Source organism: Myroides sp., assembly GCF_032073645.1.
Taxonomy (GTDB): Bacteria; Bacteroidota; Bacteroidia; order Flavobacteriales; family Flavobacteriaceae; genus Flavobacterium; species Flavobacterium odoratimimum.
In genome coordinates, this window is sequence record NZ_DAMANB010000026.1 from 38,578 (window position 1) to 55,920 (window position 17,343).

Below are 17,343 nucleotides of genomic sequence, written 5' to 3' on the forward strand. Positions count from 1 at the left end.
GAACCTCTATTATTCTATGTTATCTTCAGTTTTTGTTTCAGTAGTTAGATTAAGTTCTACTGCTCCTTCTTTATCAAAGGGTCTAGGACCGAAGATGTTCTCTAAATCTTGTTTGAAAATTACTTCTTTTTCACAAAGTAAATCTGCTAGTTGTACTAGTTTTTCTTTGTTCTCTGACAAGATAGAAATAGCTCTTGCGTATTGACCTTCTATCAGAGAAGATATCTCTTGGTCTATTACACGAGCAGTTTCTTCTGAGTACGGTTTAGCGAAACTGTATTCACTTTGTCCAGACGAATCATAATAAGTAATATTACCTAGTTTTTCGTTTAGACCGTAAATAGTAACCATAGCCTTAGCTTGTTTAGTTACTTTCTCTAGATCGCTTAATGCACCAGTAGATATTTTGTCGAAGATTATCTTCTCAGCAGCACGTCCACCCATAGTAGCACACATCTCGTCTAACATTTGTTCTGTTCTCACGATTTGTCTTTCTGTAGGTAAGTACCATGCAGCTCCTAAACTCTGTCCTCTAGGAACGATAGTTACTTTCACTAGTGGAGAAGCGTGCTCACACATCCAGCTTACTGTAGCGTGACCTGCCTCATGTATAGCGATAGCATATTTCTCTTCAGGAGAGATGATTTTATTTTTCTTCTCTAGACCACCGATGATTCTATCTACAGCGTCTAAGAAGTCTTGCATATCCACCTCTTTTTTATCTTTACGAGCAGCTGTTAATGCAGCCTCGTTACATACGTTAGCGATATCAGCACCAGAGAAACCAGGTGTTTGCTTAGATAAGAAGTCGATATCTAGGTTATCTACTTTCTTAATGTTGCGTAAGTGTACCTTAAAGATAGCCTCACGTTCTTTAACGTCTGGTAAGTCTACATAGATCTGTCTGTCAAAACGTCCAGCTCTTAGTAATGCTTTATCTAATATCTCAGCACGGTTAGTAGCGGCTAATACAATCACGTTAGTATTAGAACCAAAACCATCCATCTCTGTTAGTAATTGGTTTAAAGTGTTTTCTCTTTCGTCGTTAGAACCAGAGAAGTTACTCTTACCACGAGCACGTCCTACAGCATCAATCTCATCAATAAAGATAATTGCAGGAGATTTCTCTTTCGCTTGTTTAAATAAGTCTCTTACACGAGAAGCACCTACTCCTACGAACATCTCTACGAAATCAGATCCCGAAAGAGAGAAGAAAGGAACTTGAGCCTCACCAGCAACAGCCTTAGCTAATAAAGTCTTACCTGTACCTGGAGGCCCTACTAATAGTGCTCCTTTAGGTATCTTACCTCCGATAGAAGTATATTTTTCAGGGTTCTTTAAGAATTCAACGATTTCAACGATTTCTTCTTTCGCACCCTCTAATCCAGCTACATCTTTAAAGCTAACTTTAATGTCGTTTTTCTCGTCAAATAACTTTGCTTTAGATTTACCGATAGAGAAGATTTGACCTCCACCACCAGCTCCTCCGCCACCAGTCATTCTTCTCATCATGAATAACCAGAATCCGATGATGATGATGATAGGTAAGAAGCTGATTAAGATATCTCCCCAGTTGCTTTCTGGTTCAGATTTATATTCTTTAATCTTTCCTTCAGTAGTAGCTTTGTCTAGTTTTTCTTGAAACAATTTAGAATCTCCAATATCAGTTAAGAATTGAGGTCCTGCGTTTTCTCTTCCAAGAATATTATTTTTGTTTAAATCTTCAAATTCTTTGCTCTTTTGAGCTTCTGGTGTTAAATATACTTTAGCAACAGAACGGCTAAAGTCAATTCTTTCAACATATCCTTTATCTACATATTCATATAGCTTAGAAAGTCCCAGTTGTCTTGAGTTTCCAAAGCTGCTTCCATTAGTAAGGAAATTTATCACCAATATAATTACCAAGATACTACCATATAATACCCATGGATTAAATCTTGATTTATTTTGGTTAGGTTTCATATTTTCCGACATGAAATTTTGGTTTAGTGGTTAATACTGGCTGTCAATAGTCGTGATTTTAGCGTCTCCCCATAAGCTTTCAATGTTGTAGAATTCACGGATGTGTTTTTGAAACACGTGTACAACAACGTTTACGTAGTCCATTAAAATCCATTCTGCATTATCTTCACCTTCTACGTGCCAAGGTTTATCACGTAATTCTTTAGAGACTAATTTTTGTACAGAACCTGAAATGGCATTAACTTGAGTGTTAGAGTTACCATCAGCTATGATAAAGTAATCGCAAGGAGTGTTGTCTATTTCTCTTAAATCGATTATTGTAATGTTCTCACCTTTAACTGATTCTATCCCTTTTACAATGTTTGCAATCAATTCGTCGTTATTAATATTTTTGTCTGCCATTTATTTTTTGTCTTATTTTATTCTAGTTTAAATGTAATGTTTGCTAATTTTGGATTCAAATATAATGAAATCGATCAGATTAGTCTATAATTATTTTACATGAATATTATCAAACTCGATGCCATAGGGTCAACGAATACTTATTTGAAGGAAATATTAACGCATTCGAATCTAGAAAACTTTACTGTTGTCGTTACTGAAAACCAGTTTCAGGGCAAAGGTCAGAGAGGAAGTGTATGGAAGGGGGAAGTAGGTAGTAGCTTAACGTTTAGTGTGTTAGTGAAAGAATTGTTAGAGACCCCTGAGCACGTTTTTGATCTAAATATTCTAGTTGCTTTAAGTGTATATTCTAGTCTTAAAAAGTTATACAATCTGCCATTTAGTATAAAGTGGCCAAACGACATATTGTCATATAATAAGAAAATAGGTGGCATTTTGATCGAAAATATTATCAAAGCTTCCGGAGAAACCTTGTCAATAGTAGGTATAGGTATAAATGCTAACCAAGAAAACTTCGATCATTTACCACAAGCCACGTCATTATTCAAATTATGTGGTGATAAAGTAAATAAGGATGAACTTATGCATAGCATACTAGAGTCGCTGACAGTATACTGTCAGAAGTATCTAGCTTCTGGTAGCACATTTATATGGGAAGAATATCATCGTAGTCTATACCGTATTAATGTTCCTAGTGTTTTTGAACTGCCTAGTGGTATTCGTTTTATGGGAATTATACTAGGGGTGACTAAGAATGGACTACTCAGTGTGAAAAAAGAAGATGATAGTGTAGCGCTATTTGATATTAAACAAGTGAAGTTATTATACTGATAACTGCTCAGGAAGGAAGAGCCCTTCTTAAGGGCTGTACTGCCAGTAGATTTAGTATCTTATCACTTATTGTGATAAAGTAGTATGATATAGTTATGCTGTAGTGTTGTGTTTAGTGTGTCTTCTTTCTCTTTTCTTTATATCTTGTTTTATACTTGTAAGTGATGCGTACTTAATCATAGTATGGTCTGTCTGTGTTGACTCCGTTATATTAGATGTTTTAACGGACTCACTACGGACTCACTACGGACTCATAACGGACTCATAACGGACTCACTACGGACTCATTCGCTGCTAGATAGAAATATGAGTGAAGTGAAATAGGAAGTATACAAACAAAAAAAGAGAATAATTAAATCATTATTCTCTTTATCTATAGTTATTCTTGTTTTTTGAATTTTAATGAGATGGAGTTCATACAGTATCTCATACCTGTAGTCTCAGTAGGTCCATCTGGGAAGATATGTCCTAGATGTCCATTACAGTTAGAACACGTTACTTCAACTCTCTTCATTCCATGAGATAGGTCTTCTATGTAGTTAACAGAACCTTCTATCGCTTTGTCAAATGAAGGCCAACCACAATGTGCATCAAATTTAGTATCAGAGCTGAACAATAGTTGTCCACATCCTGCACAGTGATATGTTCCTTTTTCGTTAAAGTCGTTGTATTCTCCAGTGAATGGACGTTCAGTCCCTTTTTCTCGTAGTACATAGTACTCAGCAGGGGTAAGGGCTTGTTGCCATTCTTGTTCTGTTGTTGTTTTATCTTTTTTCATCTTTGGTATCTTTTGATAGTTTACATCTTTACAGGCTAATATACTTAGAATGATACAACCGAATACAACTGTTTTCATTTATCTATTGTTCTATGAAAGCTTTGATGCGTTCTATTATTTTTTTATCTCCTAAGATCTTGCGGTGTCCAAGACCTGATGTGATCATAATCTCTGCATTCTTGCTGTGTTTTTTAATCGCATAAGCTGCTCTTACATTAACGTCTACATCATCTTCATCATGCATAATTAGAAGCGGAATGTCTATTTCTTCTGCTGCTAAGTGTACAGTGTAGCTCTCCATAGTTTGGTTAAACTGAGTTTCGAATCGTTCTTGAATCTTTTTAGAGATAATAGGTTTTAGTTCTATTTGTTTGACGAAGTCATCTATTACATCCTTTACCACGTCTCCACTTCCTAGTATGACAGCTTTTTTAGCTTTTAGACCATCTCTAAGCGCATTCATGGTAGTCATTCCTCCTAGTGAGTGACCGATAACGAGTTCGAATGGACCGAACTGTTTCTCTACTTCGAATGCAGAAGCAATAAATTCTGTCATATTCGTCTTCGTCTTAGGAGACTTGCCATGACCAGGTGCATCGAAGCTAACGACGTCATATCCAGACCTCATGAGCATATTAGCAATAGTCACTAGCTGTGTACCTCTACCGTTCCATCCGTGTATAAGAAGTGCTTTTTTATCAGCAGCTTTATTGGTTCCATATTGGTATACTACGATGTCTTTGCGCAGAGCTGGCACGGTTATTTTAGTGACAACACTTTTATCAAACATCTCCTTCTCTCTTTTTGGTGGTTTAAATTTAAGAGGAGTGATGAATAAGTTCTGAGCAAATCTAGTCGCTAGGTTATTTGAAAATAATTGTAATGTTTTTCCTATTACTATTATGCTTTTTGGTATTTCAAGCGATTGTTTTGGTTTTTGACTTTGCATTATAATAATGTTCTAAGGAGGTAAAATTACAAAATAAAAGAATCTAAAAGAATTATTATAAAAGTAAAAGTTTTTGAATTATGCGAATTCCTATTAATTTTGAAAATAAAAAATAATGAAAAAAATCGTATTCTCTATCGGAACTTTTTTGTTGTTAACTGCTTGTGCAACAAATCCTTTTACAGGTAAAAAAACGATGGCATTTACTTCTAATGCTGAGTTGTTTCCAATGTCTTTTTCACAATATGATACTTTCTTAAAGGAACATAAGGTGGTAAAAGGGACAAAAGATGCACAACGTGTAGCTGACGTAGGTGTAAAAATTAAGAAAGCAGCAGAGGTTTGGTTGACGGCTAATGGGTATGGGAGTTATCTTAATGATTATAAGTGGGAGTATAACTTAGTAGATGATAAGGAAGTGAATGCGTGGTGTATGCCTGGAGGTAAGATTGTGTTCTACACAGGTATTTTGCCATATTGTCAGACAGATGCAGGAATAGCTGTAGTGATGGGGCATGAAGTCGCTCACGCATTAGCTAATCACGGACAACAGCGCATGAGTGCAGGTATGCTACAACAGGCAGGAGCTGTGGCAATAGATGCAGCTACTGCTAAGTCTAGTGCTACGACTAAACAGTTAAGCGCAGGGCTATATGGATATGGTAGTAATGTGGCAGGAATGTTGCCCTTCAGTAGATCACATGAGACTGAGGCTGATAAGATAGGCCTGACACTAATGGCTATCGCTGGATATAATCCAGAAGAAGCAGTTAGTTTCTGGAGTAGAATGGCTGCCAGAGATGGAAGTGGAGGTGGGAGCTCATGGATGAGCACACACCCTAGTAATCAAGAGCGTATTGCTAATTTGAAGAAATTAATTCCTGAAGCGAAAGCTGAAGCAGCAAAATTTGGTGTATCTTTCGGAAGATAAAAATAGAGTAAGCTACCTTTGGGTAGCTTATTTTTTTAAATAGACTAGACTATGAAAAGTTTTGTAAAAGGGGATAAAAAACTTTTAAATGCATGGGCGTTTTATGATTGGGCTAATTCTGTATATGCTTTAGTTATTTCGTCATCTATTTTTCCGTTGTATTATGGATCTTTATTTAGAGAGTTGAACATTGATAGTTTTGACTTTTGGGGAACCTCTATTAAGAGTGAGTCAATTATTAGTTATATCACTGCGATAGGATTCTTAATAGTATGTATACTATCGCCTATATTATCAGGAATAGCAGATTATCTAGGGACTAAAAAGTTCTTTATGAAGTTGTTCTGTGGTGTAGGGTCTATATCGTGTATGCTTCTTTATTTTTTTAGTCTAGACTATATGCTATTGAGCTTATTGATCTATATGTTTGGGTTAATTGGTTTTTGGGGAAGTTTAGTTTTCTATAATTCTTATTTGCCTGATATAGCATTTACTGAACAACAAGATAGAATAAGTGCAAAAGGATATGCACTAGGATATATCGGGAGTGTGATACTGTTATTATTAAACTTATTGTTAGTCATGAAGTATGACATCTTTGGTTTTACAACAGCGATGACAGCGATGCGTTTCTCCTTTATATTAGTAGGGTTATGGTGGATAGGGTTTAGCCTTTATACTTTTAGGTATTTACCAGATTTTAAAAATGAGAAGAAAATCACTAAATCGTTATTCTTTAAAGGATTTAGAGAGTTAAAAAGAGTTTGGGGAGAGCTAAAAGAGTATGTTGCGCTAAAGAGGTATTTAGTTGCTTTTTTTGTTTACAGTATGGCTGTGCAGACTGTGATGATTATAGCAGCCTATTTTGGAGAAAAAGAAATCGCATGGGAAAACGATACTCAGCGTACGACAGGCTTAATATTAAGTATACTGATGATCCAGTTAGTAGCTGTACTAGGAGCTTATCTGACTTCTCTATTGTCAAAAAAAATTGGAAATATTTATACGTTATGTGTATTAAATGCGTTATGGATTATAATATGTCTGTATGCATATACTATAATCACACCTAATGAGTTCTATGTGGCAGCTAGTTTTGTGGGATTAGTAATGGGAGGAATACAATCGTTGTCTCGATCTACTTATTCTAAACTACTACCAGAGACCACAGATACTACTTCATTCTTTAGTTTTTATGATGTGACAGAGAAGTTAGGTATTGTACTAGGGATGTCTATGTATGGGCTAGTCAGTGATATAACAGGTAAGATGCAGAATGCTATATTGTTTTTAATCTTATTTTTTGCTGTAGGTTTCGTTCTACTATTAAGAATACCTAATAAAAGATAGAATTAGTATTAAAAAAGAAATAAGATTGTATTTTTGTTATTGAAATATTTTTAAAAATTGATTACTTTACGAATAGTAAGATATAATATGAAAAAGACATTTAGAATATTAGCGATTAGTTTATTTTCTATCACAGCTATGACCGTAGCTTCGTGTGATAATGAATCTTATGACTCTATCATAGAAGGTGAGCAGGGAGTAGGTAAGCCGATTATGACTATTCATAATCAGGGAGAGACTATCTTAATGAGAGAAGGAATAGTAGCTGAGTTAGATAAAAACGGACGTTTAGAAATAAAAGTGAAGTTAACAGGAAGTGAGAATTATGAAAATGACGAACTGATCCTTAGAACTTTAAAGTTTCAGTCAGGTAACTTTCCTACTAATGTGAATGAGAGTAATTACTATTCTTGGGAGAATAAGCTTCTGTATACTACGAAGGACACATTGCGTCCTAATATCGTGACAGGGATTATGTCTATAGGTAATATTAATAGAAAGGCAAGAGTATTGTCTGGTGATTTTGATATTAAGCGCATGATGCCAAGTATACAAGATGACCCTAACTTAAAGTCATTTCCTATTAGTGGAAACTTTGTAGATATCCCTTTTGTTAGAAAAGAGGCTACGTACTTAGAAGCGTTTGCAGATAATGAACCTTTTACTAATCCTGAGGAGTCTGTAGAAGTAAAAGCAGGAAGAGCATACGTATCTAGTATAGATGGTGTAGAGAAGACACAGAAGATAGTGTTGGACTTTCCTTATAATAATGATATCGTTGTATCGAATGATCCTAAAGATTTTAAGAAATTAGGATGGTTTAACGTAGAGTATACTTCTCCTTATGGAGTTAAGTACACGTCTAAAGATGTGGCAGAGAGTGAAGGTTTCTTGCGTTTTGATTATGCAGAGAAAGATAAAGATGATCCTAATAAGTTTTTATTAAAAGGTAGATTTGAAGCTACTTTAGTAGGAGTGGAAGAAGAAGACCAAGATAAAAGAGTAAAAATCACTTATGGAGATTTTTCTGTTATAATTATTTCTTCTCCGAGTAAATAATATTTTGTATTTTAACATAAAAGAGAAAAAATCCTTGCCATAAGAGTAAGGATTTTTTTGTGGCATAAAGATTGAAATATTATATAGGTAGAACAATTAAAAATTAATGTTTTTGTTGGTAATCAGTAGGTTATGGGTGTGGTTGTAGTTAGGCTATGTCGAAAAAAAACTGTTAACTGACAAAATGACGTAAAAATACATATGGCAAATCAAAAAATAATAACATTTGACAACTTGTCGTTACAAGATTTAGGAGATGGTGATTCAGAGTTTATTCCAATTTTTTCGAGTGAAGATGAAGAAGAAATGAATAAAGAAGAGTTACCTACTTCACTTCCGATATTACCATTGCGAAACATGGTATTATTCCCAGGTGTAGTGATTCCTATTACAGCAGGTAGAGATAAGTCTATTGAATTATTAAATAGAGCAAATAAAGGAGATAAAACGATAGGTGTAGTAGCGCAGATAGATGAGGGTACTGATGATCCTGGTATCAATGAGATATACCATACAGGGACAGTGGCTCGTATTATCAAGTTATTAAAGTTGCCTGACGGAAATATCACAGTTATCTTACAGGGTAAAAAACGCTTTGAGATTACAGAACTAACACAAGAAGAACCTTATATGAAGGCTAATGTGGTGGCTCGTGAAGAGAAGCGTCCTAGCAAGAAGAATAAAGAGTTCTCAGCTATAGTAGATTCTATTAAGGAGACTGCTTTAGAAATTATCAAAGAGAATCCTAATATACCATCAGATGCAGCATTTGCGATTGAGAATATTTCTAGTGAATCTTTCTTAATTAACTTCGTTTCTTCTAATATGAGTATGGATATTGCTGATAAGCAACGATTACTTAATATAGATGATCTAAATGCTAGAGGATTAGAAGCTCTAAAGATGATGACTTTAGAGTTGCAAAAACTTCAGTTGCGCAATGATATTCAAACGAAAGTTAGAGTTGATTTAGACCAACAGCAAAAAGAGTATTTCTTACACCAACAAATGAAAACAATCCAAGAAGAATTGGGTGGTTTCTCAAATGAAGAGGAGTTTGAAGAAATGCGTAAGAAAGCTGCTAATAAAAAGTGGTCTAAGGAAGTACAGGAGCGCTTCGATAAGGAGTTAATGAAGTTCCAAAGAATGAACCCTCAAGTAGCTGAGTTTGGTATTCAACGAAACTATTTAGAATTGTTTTTAGAGTTGCCTTGGAATCACTATTCTAAGGATGTCTTTAATTTAAAGAATGCTCAGAAGCAGTTAGATAAAGATCATTATGGAATAGAAGAAGTGAAGAAGCGTGTCTTAGAGCACATGGCTGTTCTGAAGTTAAGAAACGATCTTAAGTCCCCTATTCTATGTCTATATGGACCTCCAGGAGTAGGTAAGACTTCTATCGGTAGATCTATAGCAGATGCATTAGGTCGTGAGTATGTACGTATTTCTCTAGGAGGATTGCGTGACGAAGCTGAGATTAGAGGGCATAGAAAGACATATATCGGGGCTATGCCTGGACGTATTATTCAGAGTCTAAAGAAAGCAAAGACATCTAATCCGGTGTTTTTATTAGATGAGATAGATAAGTTATCTTCTAGTCATAATGGTGATCCTTCTTCTGCATTGTTAGAGGTATTAGATCCAGAACAAAATCACGAGTTCTATGACAACTTCTTAGAGATGGGATATGACTTATCTAAGGTAATGTTTATTGCTACATCTAATAGCTTAAGTACTATACAGCCTGCATTAAGAGACCGTATGGAGATTATCGAGATGACAGGGTATACGATAGAAGAAAAAGTAGAGATAGGTAAACAGCATTTGTTAGAAAAACAATTAAAGGCACATGGAGTAACTTCTAAAGATGTAGTGATTGGTAAAAAACAGATGGAGTTTATCATCACGAATTATACAAGAGAGTCTGGAGTACGTGGCTTAGATAAACAACTAGCACACATCGCTAGAGGTGTGGCTAAGAATATCGTGATGGAAGAGGAGTATAATGTGAAGATGACAGAAGAGGATATCAAAAAGATCTTAGGTACACCACGTTTTGAAAATGATAAGTATGAGAATAATGATGTGGCTGGTGTAGTAACAGGATTAGCATGGACTAGTGTAGGAGGAGATATTCTATATATAGAATCAATTATCTCTAAAGGTAAAGGAGAACTATCTATCACGGGGAACTTAGGGACAGTGATGAAAGAGTCTGCTACTATCGCATTAGAGTATATTAAGGCTCATGCAGAAGAGTTAGATATAGCTCAAGAAGTATTTGATAATTATAAGATACATATCCACGTACCAGAAGGGGCAACGCCTAAGGACGGACCTAGTGCAGGTATTACGATGTTAACTTCTATGGTATCGTCATTTACTCAACGCAAGGTTAAAAAGAACTTAGCGATGACAGGTGAGATTACTTTAAGAGGTAAGGTGCTTCCTGTAGGAGGTATTAAAGAGAAGATTCTTGCAGCTAAGCGTGCTAATGTGAAAGAGATTATCTTGTGTAAAGACAATAGAAAAGACATCGATGATATTAAAGAAGAGTATCTTAAAGGATTGACTTTCCATTATGTAGATAAAATGGAAGAAGTCCTAGAGATCGCTATTACAAATCAGAAGGTAAAGAATGCTAAGAAGCTAGAAGTAGCTAAAAAGTAAAACTTATTAGATAGGATAGAGAAAGCCTCACTTTTATAAAGTGAGGCTTTTTTAGTTATAAGAGGCTCTTGGCTGTATTTTGTGACCTTAAAATGATGGGAATTTTTACAGATTAACTTACTTTTGCTAGCCATTATTGTAGAAAATAGTCGTATTTTTAAGGTGCTTTTTTAGTATTTGTTTTACAATGAGTGTTTTAAAAAGGTGTTTTGATTAGAAATAGCTATTTATAAAGTGTTTTTAAAAAGATACGAAAGCTTATAAATACTACTATATTTGACAAATCAATGAGTTTTAAACTAATTTTAAATTTTTCAATTTGAAAAAGATTACTATAGCGATTGATGGGTTTTCCTCTACGGGGAAAAGTACATTAGCGAAATCATTAGCGAAGTCTCTTAGCTATGTATATATAGACACAGGAGCTATGTATAGAGCGGTTACTTTGTCTGCAATGAGAAAAGGTTTGATAAAAGAAAATTACTTCAATAGAGAAGGGTTAATAGAGTCATTACCATCAGTAGAATTACACTTTGAGTACAATCCAGAGAAAGGATTTGCAGAAGTGTTCTTAAACCAAGAGAATGTAGAAGGTGTGATACGCAGTTTAGAAGTATCACAGTTTGTAAGTCAGATAGCAGAAGTACCTGAGGTAAGAAGAAAGTTGGTAGAACAACAACAAAACTTAGGTAAGTCTAAGGGAGTAGTAATGGATGGAAGAGATATAGGAACAGTTGTGTTTCCTGATGCAGAGTTAAAGATATTTATGACTGCCTCTCCAGAAATACGTGCTCAAAGACGCTTTGATGAATTGAAAGATAAAGACCCTAATGTGAGTTATGATGCAGTGTTTCACAATGTAGTAGAAAGGGATAAAATAGATACAAGCAGAGCAGATTCACCACTAGTAAAGGCAGATGATGCTGTAGAGGTAGATAATTCTAATTTAACTATAGAAGAACAGTTTAATTTAATTCTGGATTTAGCGCAAAAAAGAATTAAATAAATTATTATAAACACACTTATAAAACGAGGTTTAAGGGCATAAACTCTTAAACTAATAACACAGAAATAATATCACACGTAATGAATGTAAAAGCAAAATTGACGTTGATGAGTTACCTCGAATTTGCTGTTTGGGGGGCTTATTTAACATCTATGGGGAACTATTTAGGATCAGTTGGGCTAGGGCCTAAGATTGGTCTTTTTTATGCCATGCAAGGTATAGTATCTATTTTTATGCCTGCTATCATGGGAATAGTAGCTGATAGATGGATACCAGTTCAGAGGTTGTTAGGATTGAATCACTTAGCCGCAGCTATTTTTATGATTGCTACAGGTTATTACGGTTTTATAGCAGGAGGGGATGTAGACTTTACAACGATCTTTACACTTTACACTTGTAGTGTAGCTTTCTTTATGCCTACAATCGCTTTATCTAATTCAACTTCTTATGCAATATTAAAACAGAATCACCTCGATACGATTAAGGCCTTTCCGCCTATACGTACTTTTGGTACAGTAGGATTTATCTGTGCGATGTTGTTTGTTAACTTCTTTGGGTTCCACAGTGATGGTTCTTTAGGATTTAACTTTGGTGGAGATATCGCTTTTGAGAGTTTTCAATCTAATTATTATCAATTCTTTGTATCAGGTGTTTTAGGAATAGTTCTTTTCTTATACAGTTTCGTATTGCCTAATTGCCCTATTAATAAATCTAATGAGAAGCAGAGTTTAGCAGATGCTTTTGGACTAAAGGCATTCAGTTTGTTTAAAGAGAAGAAGATGGCAGTATTCTTTATCTTCTCAATGTTGCTAGGAGTGTCATTACAGATTACGAATGGGTATGCGAATCCTTTTATTACGAGTTTCTCTAAAGTACCAGAATACGCTGACTCTTGGGGAGCACATAATGCTAATGCGTTAATCTCGTTATCTCAAGTTTCAGAAACCTTGTGTATCTTGTTAATTCCATTTGTTCTTAGAAAATTTGGTATTAAAGTAGTAATGTTGATGTCAATGTTTGCTTGGGTTCTACGTTTCGGATTCTTTGGTATAGGTGATCCAGGAAATGGAGTATGGATGTTTATATTGTCTATGATTGTTTATGGAATTGCATTTGACTTCTTTAATGTATCAGGTTCTCTATATGTAGATAATGAGACAAGTGAAGATATTCGTTCTTCTGCACAAGGAGTATTTATGATGATGACTAACGGTTTTGGAGCAACAATAGGTATGCTTATCGCTCAGTACATTGTGAATCACTTTGTATATAGCCAAGAAGATGTTACTTTACAGTTAGAAGGTTGGAGACATTCATGGCTTATATTCGCAGGATATGCTTTAGTAGTAACTATATTGTTTGCTATTATATTTAAGTATAAACACAATCCACAGGCTGTAGAAGAAGACATAAAAGAGTAAATATGTATTCTTTCTTTTAAGAGATTAAAAAGAGAATATTTTTAGATATAAAAAAAACGTGCTAAACTTAAGTTTAGCACGTTTTTTTATGATTTTACTTGTAATCTATTTTTTACGTTTAGCAGCTCTTTTAGCTTCTACTGCTCTGTTACGTGGTTTAGTCTTACGAGGATTACGTTTACCAGGACCTCCAAGATTAACCTTTTGGTTTTTATCTTTCTTCTCGTGGAAAGCTGCTCCTTTTTCTATTGGCTTTTTAATCTTAGCAAGTTGTTTAGACTTTAATTTAGATTTTTCAAACTCCATAAGTGACTCAGAAATGACTACCTCTTCAGGTATTGTCATTGCTCTAAGTTCTTTCTCCATTAGAATCTCCGCAGCTAATTTTACTTCTTCCTCTTTAGGATCTACGATAGAGATAGCTGTACCTTTTTTATCAGCACGTCCTGTACGTCCTATTCGGTGAATATACTGTTCTGGAGAGTCAGTGAACTGTAAGTTGATTACGTGGCTAATATCAGAGATATCAAGTCCACGAGCCATTATATCTGTAGTTAGAAGACCTCTTAATTCATTCGCTTGGAACTCAGCCATAGATCTCATACGGAAGTTCTGAGATTTGTTAGAGTGAATTACAGTGAACTCTTCAGGAAAGGCTGCGTCTAGCTTTTCCATTACAACATCTGCAAGACGTTTACTGTTGATAAAGATAAGTACTCTATTAAACTCTTCTTTATTGCTAAGTAAGTGCATTAATAGATTTAACTTCGTGTTGAAGTTAGGTACATTATATATCTGTTGATCTATATTCTCTAACGGAGTTCCAGAAGGAGCAAGAGATACTTCTTCAGGGAAGTCAAAATATTCGTCAAGTACTTCGTCTACTTCTTCTGTCATAGTAGCAGAGAATAAGATATTTTGACGTTTTCCTTTCATCATTGTAAGAATAGATGTAAGCTGTGTTCTAAACCCTAAGTTTAGTATTTCATCAAATTCATCAATGACTAACTTCTGTAAATTATCAAAACGCAATACTCCATCTAGAGCTAAGTCCATCATACGTCCAGGTGTACCTACTAGGATATCTACACCTTCATAGACAGCTTTTCGTTGTGTATTGATATTGGTACCACCATATACCCCTAATGTTCTTACAGACATATAGGCTGTAAGCTTTTCTACTTCATCTACTACTTGTACTACAAGTTCACGTGTAGGTACTAGTATCACTACTCTAGGAGATTCAGCATGGCTAAACTTCCATTGTTTTAAGATAGGTAGAAGGTAGGCGAATGTCTTTCCTGTACCTGTTTGGGCAATACCCATCATATCTCTTCCAGAAAGAATAACTGGAAATGATTTAGCTTGTATAGGAGTTGGTGAAATAATATTAAGCTCATTAAGAGCTTTTTCAAGGGCTTTCGGTAGATTAAATTGCTCGAAAGTATTCATATATGTCGATATTTGCAGCAAAGATACGTTTATTTTTTTTGCAATATCAAATAGTTTCTATTGTCTTAACGAATAGTTTTTGAGCCAAATAGGATAAAATAGCTAATAAAAAAACAATTACATAAGTCCTTGTAATGAATTGTGCTCCCATTAGAAAAGTGGAGACCTAAACTTACTATAGACTTAAATGATTTTCTTGATTACTCTTAGTTTATGAGTATGTCTACCAGAATCGATATTATAAATTCCTAAGTGATCTAGTCTGTCTATACGGACTTTTCCATGAGCATGTATGATATAGTTGTTCTCCATGATTATCCCTACATGGATGATATTACCCTCAGCATTGTCAAAGAAAGCTAAGTCACCTATTTCGCTTTCTTCGATGAAGCTTAAGGCTTCTCCTATAGCTGCTTGTTGTGAGGCATCACGAGGAATTCTATATCCATTGATTCTGTAAACCATTTGTGTAAAACCAGAACAGTCTATTCCGAAAGGCGTTTTCCCTCCCCATAAGTAAGGAGTATTTAAGTACATAAATGCAGTCTTTAGAAAAGTTTGTTTTGTAAATTGACCAGTGATAGTCAGTCCTTCATAAGTGAAGTTATCTGTATTGATGCTGTTCTTTTTTAATCCTGTAAGACAACTACCAAGAGGTACTGCCATTAAGTGATTGTTGTTAGAAGAAATAAAGTCTACTAACTCCGCAGAGTGAATAACAGATGTGTTTTGAAGGTATTTATAATCTTCTTCAGAGATTTCTTGATATTGTTTATTATCTATCCAACCTTGGTACTTGTCGAAAGCTAATTCTATTTTCGACCACTTCTCTGTTCTTTCTAAAATAGTAAAGTGTTCACCGAAAAGGACTTGAGAGACCATTTCGCTTCTGTCGCTTGGTTCAAGTCTTAAGGGTACAATGGCAAGGTTGCAATATGCAAACATAATATAGGTTTGAATTAAAGTACAAAAATAAAAGATGAGTTTGAACTAATCAAACTCATCTTGAATATATTATTAAAAATTAAGCTCTTTCGATAACTAATGCTGATGCACCACCACCACCATTACAGATAGCAGCAGCTCCTATTTTTGCATTGTTTTGTTCTAATACACTTAATAATGTTACGATGATACGAGCACCAGAACATCCTAGAGGGTGACCTAAAGAAACAGCTCCACCGTTTACGTTTACTTTTTCTGGATCGATATTAAGTAATTTAGTATTTGCAATACCAACTACAGAGAACGCTTCGTTAAATTCGAAGAAGTCTACATCTTCGATAGCTACATTCGCTTTTTTAAGCGCTTTAGGCAATGCTTTAGCAGGAGCAGTAGTAAACCACTCAGGCTCTTGAGCAGCATCCGCATATCCTTTGATATAAGCTAGAGGTTTTAATCCTAAGCTTAATGCTTTTTCTTCACTCATGATTACTACAGCAGCAGCTCCATCATTGATAGTAGAAGCATTAGCAGCAGTTACAGTTCCTTCTTTTGTAAAAGCAGGGCGTAAAGAAGTAATCTTATCTAATTTTACATTTGTGTATTCCTCATCCTTAGAAACTACGATAGCATCTCCTCTTCGTTGAGGTACAGATACAGGAACTACCTCGTTGTTAAACTTACCAGCATCCCATGCTTTTGCAGAACGCTCATAAGATTTAATAGCGAAGTTATCTTGTTCTTCTCTTGAGATATTATGTGTACTAGCACATAAGTCAGCAGATACTCCCATAGCATTATTGTCATAAGCATCTACTAGACCGTCATTTTGTAAACCATCAATGATAGTTGCAGGACCAAATTTGTTACCATTACGCATGTGTACATAATGAGGAATCATACTCATATTCTCCATTCCACCCGCTACAACTATTTCTGCATCACCTGCCATAATAGCTTGTGTCCCTTGCATAATCGCTTTCATACCTGATGCACAAACTTTATTTATTGTAGTACAAGCTACCTCTTTAGACAAACCTGCTTTTAAAGCCGCTTGACGTGCAGGTGCTTGTCCTTCTCCTGCTTGAACTACATTCCCCATCAATACTTCATCTACTAGATTAGCATCAAGTTTGATCTTATCTAGCGCCCCTTTAATAGCGGTAGCACCTAATACTGTAGCTGGTACAGTTGATAAACTTCCTAAGAAACTTCCTATTGGTGTTCTAGCAGCAGAAACAATAACTACTTTTTTACTCATAATTTATAGAATTAATTAAGTTTGATTTTTGTTTTAAAACTTTAGACCTTCTGTAAGGCTCAATAAAGATGTGGGAAAATACATAAAATATCTTGATTTTGGATAATTATCTAAGAAATAAAAAAATAATGTTTTTTTTATTTGTGTTTACTTCCTTGACTATGAATAGGTTTGTTTTTATGTGGTAATTTTTTGTTGTTTTTTTCTTTCAAAAGCTTGCATAGAACCAAAAGTAGTGCTAAGTTTGCATCCGCATTAGAGAAGTAATTCTCTTAGCAACGGAGAGGTGCCGGAGTGGTAACGGAGCAGATTGCTAATCTGTCATCGGG

14 protein-coding genes are annotated in these 17,343 nt (G+C 35.0%); 7 read left to right on the forward strand and 7 right to left on the reverse strand.

What is annotated here, in order from left to right:
* Positions 1 to 9: 9 nt before the first annotated feature.
* Positions 10 to 1,974, reverse strand: coding sequence for an ATP-dependent zinc metalloprotease FtsH (gene ftsH / locus RT228_RS15865; RefSeq protein ID WP_006258758.1), 1,965 nt, complete (start codon positions 1,972 to 1,974; stop codon positions 10 to 12).
* An 18-nt stretch (positions 1,975 to 1,992) separates the two neighbouring features.
* Positions 1,993 to 2,364, reverse strand: coding sequence for a ribosome silencing factor (gene rsfS, locus RT228_RS15870; protein ID WP_006258757.1), 372 nt, complete (start codon positions 2,362 to 2,364; stop codon positions 1,993 to 1,995).
* 99 nt (positions 2,365 to 2,463) lie between these two features.
* On the opposite strand from rsfS, the gene RT228_RS15875 reads away from it, so the two are divergent.
* Entirely contained in the window at positions 2,464 to 3,195 is a 732-nt protein-coding gene (locus tag RT228_RS15875) for a biotin--[acetyl-CoA-carboxylase] ligase (RefSeq protein ID WP_006258756.1), read from the forward strand.
* Positions 3,196 to 3,574: 379 nt separating this feature from the next.
* Here the strand turns inward: RT228_RS15875 and msrB are convergent, their stop codons facing one another.
* Positions 3,575 to 4,051: a peptide-methionine (R)-S-oxide reductase MsrB gene (gene msrB / locus RT228_RS15880; protein WP_006265933.1), complete on the reverse strand. Its 477-nt coding sequence runs from the start codon at positions 4,049 to 4,051 to the stop codon at positions 3,575 to 3,577.
* Positions 4,052 to 4,055: 4 nt separating this feature from the next.
* The gene (locus RT228_RS15885; RefSeq protein WP_006258754.1) at positions 4,056 to 4,922 is read right to left on the reverse strand and encodes an alpha/beta hydrolase; all 867 of its coding nucleotides are present in this window, start codon (positions 4,920 to 4,922) and stop codon (positions 4,056 to 4,058) included.
* Between the two features lie 115 nt (positions 4,923 to 5,037).
* Between RT228_RS15885 and RT228_RS15890 the strand changes: the two genes are divergently transcribed.
* The 6 genes from RT228_RS15890 (at position 5,038) to RT228_RS15915 (ending at position 13,359) form a co-directional block, all read left to right on the forward strand.
* Complete coding sequence (locus tag RT228_RS15890) at positions 5,038 to 5,853, forward strand: M48 family metallopeptidase (protein ID WP_006261854.1); 816 nt, start codon at positions 5,038 to 5,040, stop codon at positions 5,851 to 5,853.
* A 51-nt stretch (positions 5,854 to 5,904) separates the two neighbouring features.
* Complete coding sequence (locus tag RT228_RS15895; protein ID WP_006261853.1) at positions 5,905 to 7,203, forward strand: MFS transporter; 1,299 nt, start codon at positions 5,905 to 5,907, stop codon at positions 7,201 to 7,203.
* 87 nt (positions 7,204 to 7,290) lie between these two features.
* Positions 7,291 to 8,262 (forward strand): hypothetical protein, encoded by a 972-nt coding sequence (locus tag RT228_RS15900; protein ID WP_006261852.1) that lies wholly within the window; start codon positions 7,291 to 7,293, stop codon positions 8,260 to 8,262.
* Positions 8,263 to 8,463: 201 nt separating this feature from the next.
* On the forward strand, positions 8,464 to 10,932 hold the full coding sequence (gene lon / locus RT228_RS15905; RefSeq protein WP_006258750.1) for an endopeptidase La: 2,469 nt from the start codon (positions 8,464 to 8,466) through the stop codon (positions 10,930 to 10,932).
* 319 nt (positions 10,933 to 11,251) lie between these two features.
* Entirely contained in the window at positions 11,252 to 11,938 is a 687-nt protein-coding gene (cmk, locus tag RT228_RS15910; protein ID WP_006258748.1) for a (d)CMP kinase, read from the forward strand.
* Between the two features lie 80 nt (positions 11,939 to 12,018).
* Positions 12,019 to 13,359, forward strand: a complete 1,341-nt coding sequence (locus tag RT228_RS15915; RefSeq protein ID WP_286394265.1) for an MFS transporter — start codon at positions 12,019 to 12,021, stop codon at positions 13,357 to 13,359.
* A 105-nt stretch (positions 13,360 to 13,464) separates the two neighbouring features.
* Here RT228_RS15915 and RT228_RS15920 read toward each other — a convergent pair whose 3' ends face one another.
* From RT228_RS15920 to RT228_RS15930, 3 genes are all read right to left on the reverse strand, one after another.
* Positions 13,465 to 14,811 (reverse strand): DEAD/DEAH box helicase, encoded by a 1,347-nt coding sequence (locus RT228_RS15920; RefSeq protein WP_006261848.1) that lies wholly within the window; start codon positions 14,809 to 14,811, stop codon positions 13,465 to 13,467.
* Positions 14,812 to 14,994: 183 nt separating this feature from the next.
* The gene (locus RT228_RS15925; protein ID WP_006258745.1) at positions 14,995 to 15,756 is read right to left on the reverse strand and encodes a C40 family peptidase; all 762 of its coding nucleotides are present in this window, start codon (positions 15,754 to 15,756) and stop codon (positions 14,995 to 14,997) included.
* Positions 15,757 to 15,835: 79 nt separating this feature from the next.
* Positions 15,836 to 17,014 carry an acetyl-CoA C-acyltransferase gene (locus RT228_RS15930; protein WP_006261847.1) on the reverse strand — a complete coding sequence of 393 codons (1,179 nt, stop codon included), beginning with the start codon at positions 17,012 to 17,014 and terminating at the stop codon, positions 15,836 to 15,838.
* Positions 17,015 to 17,343 lie beyond the last annotated feature (329 nt).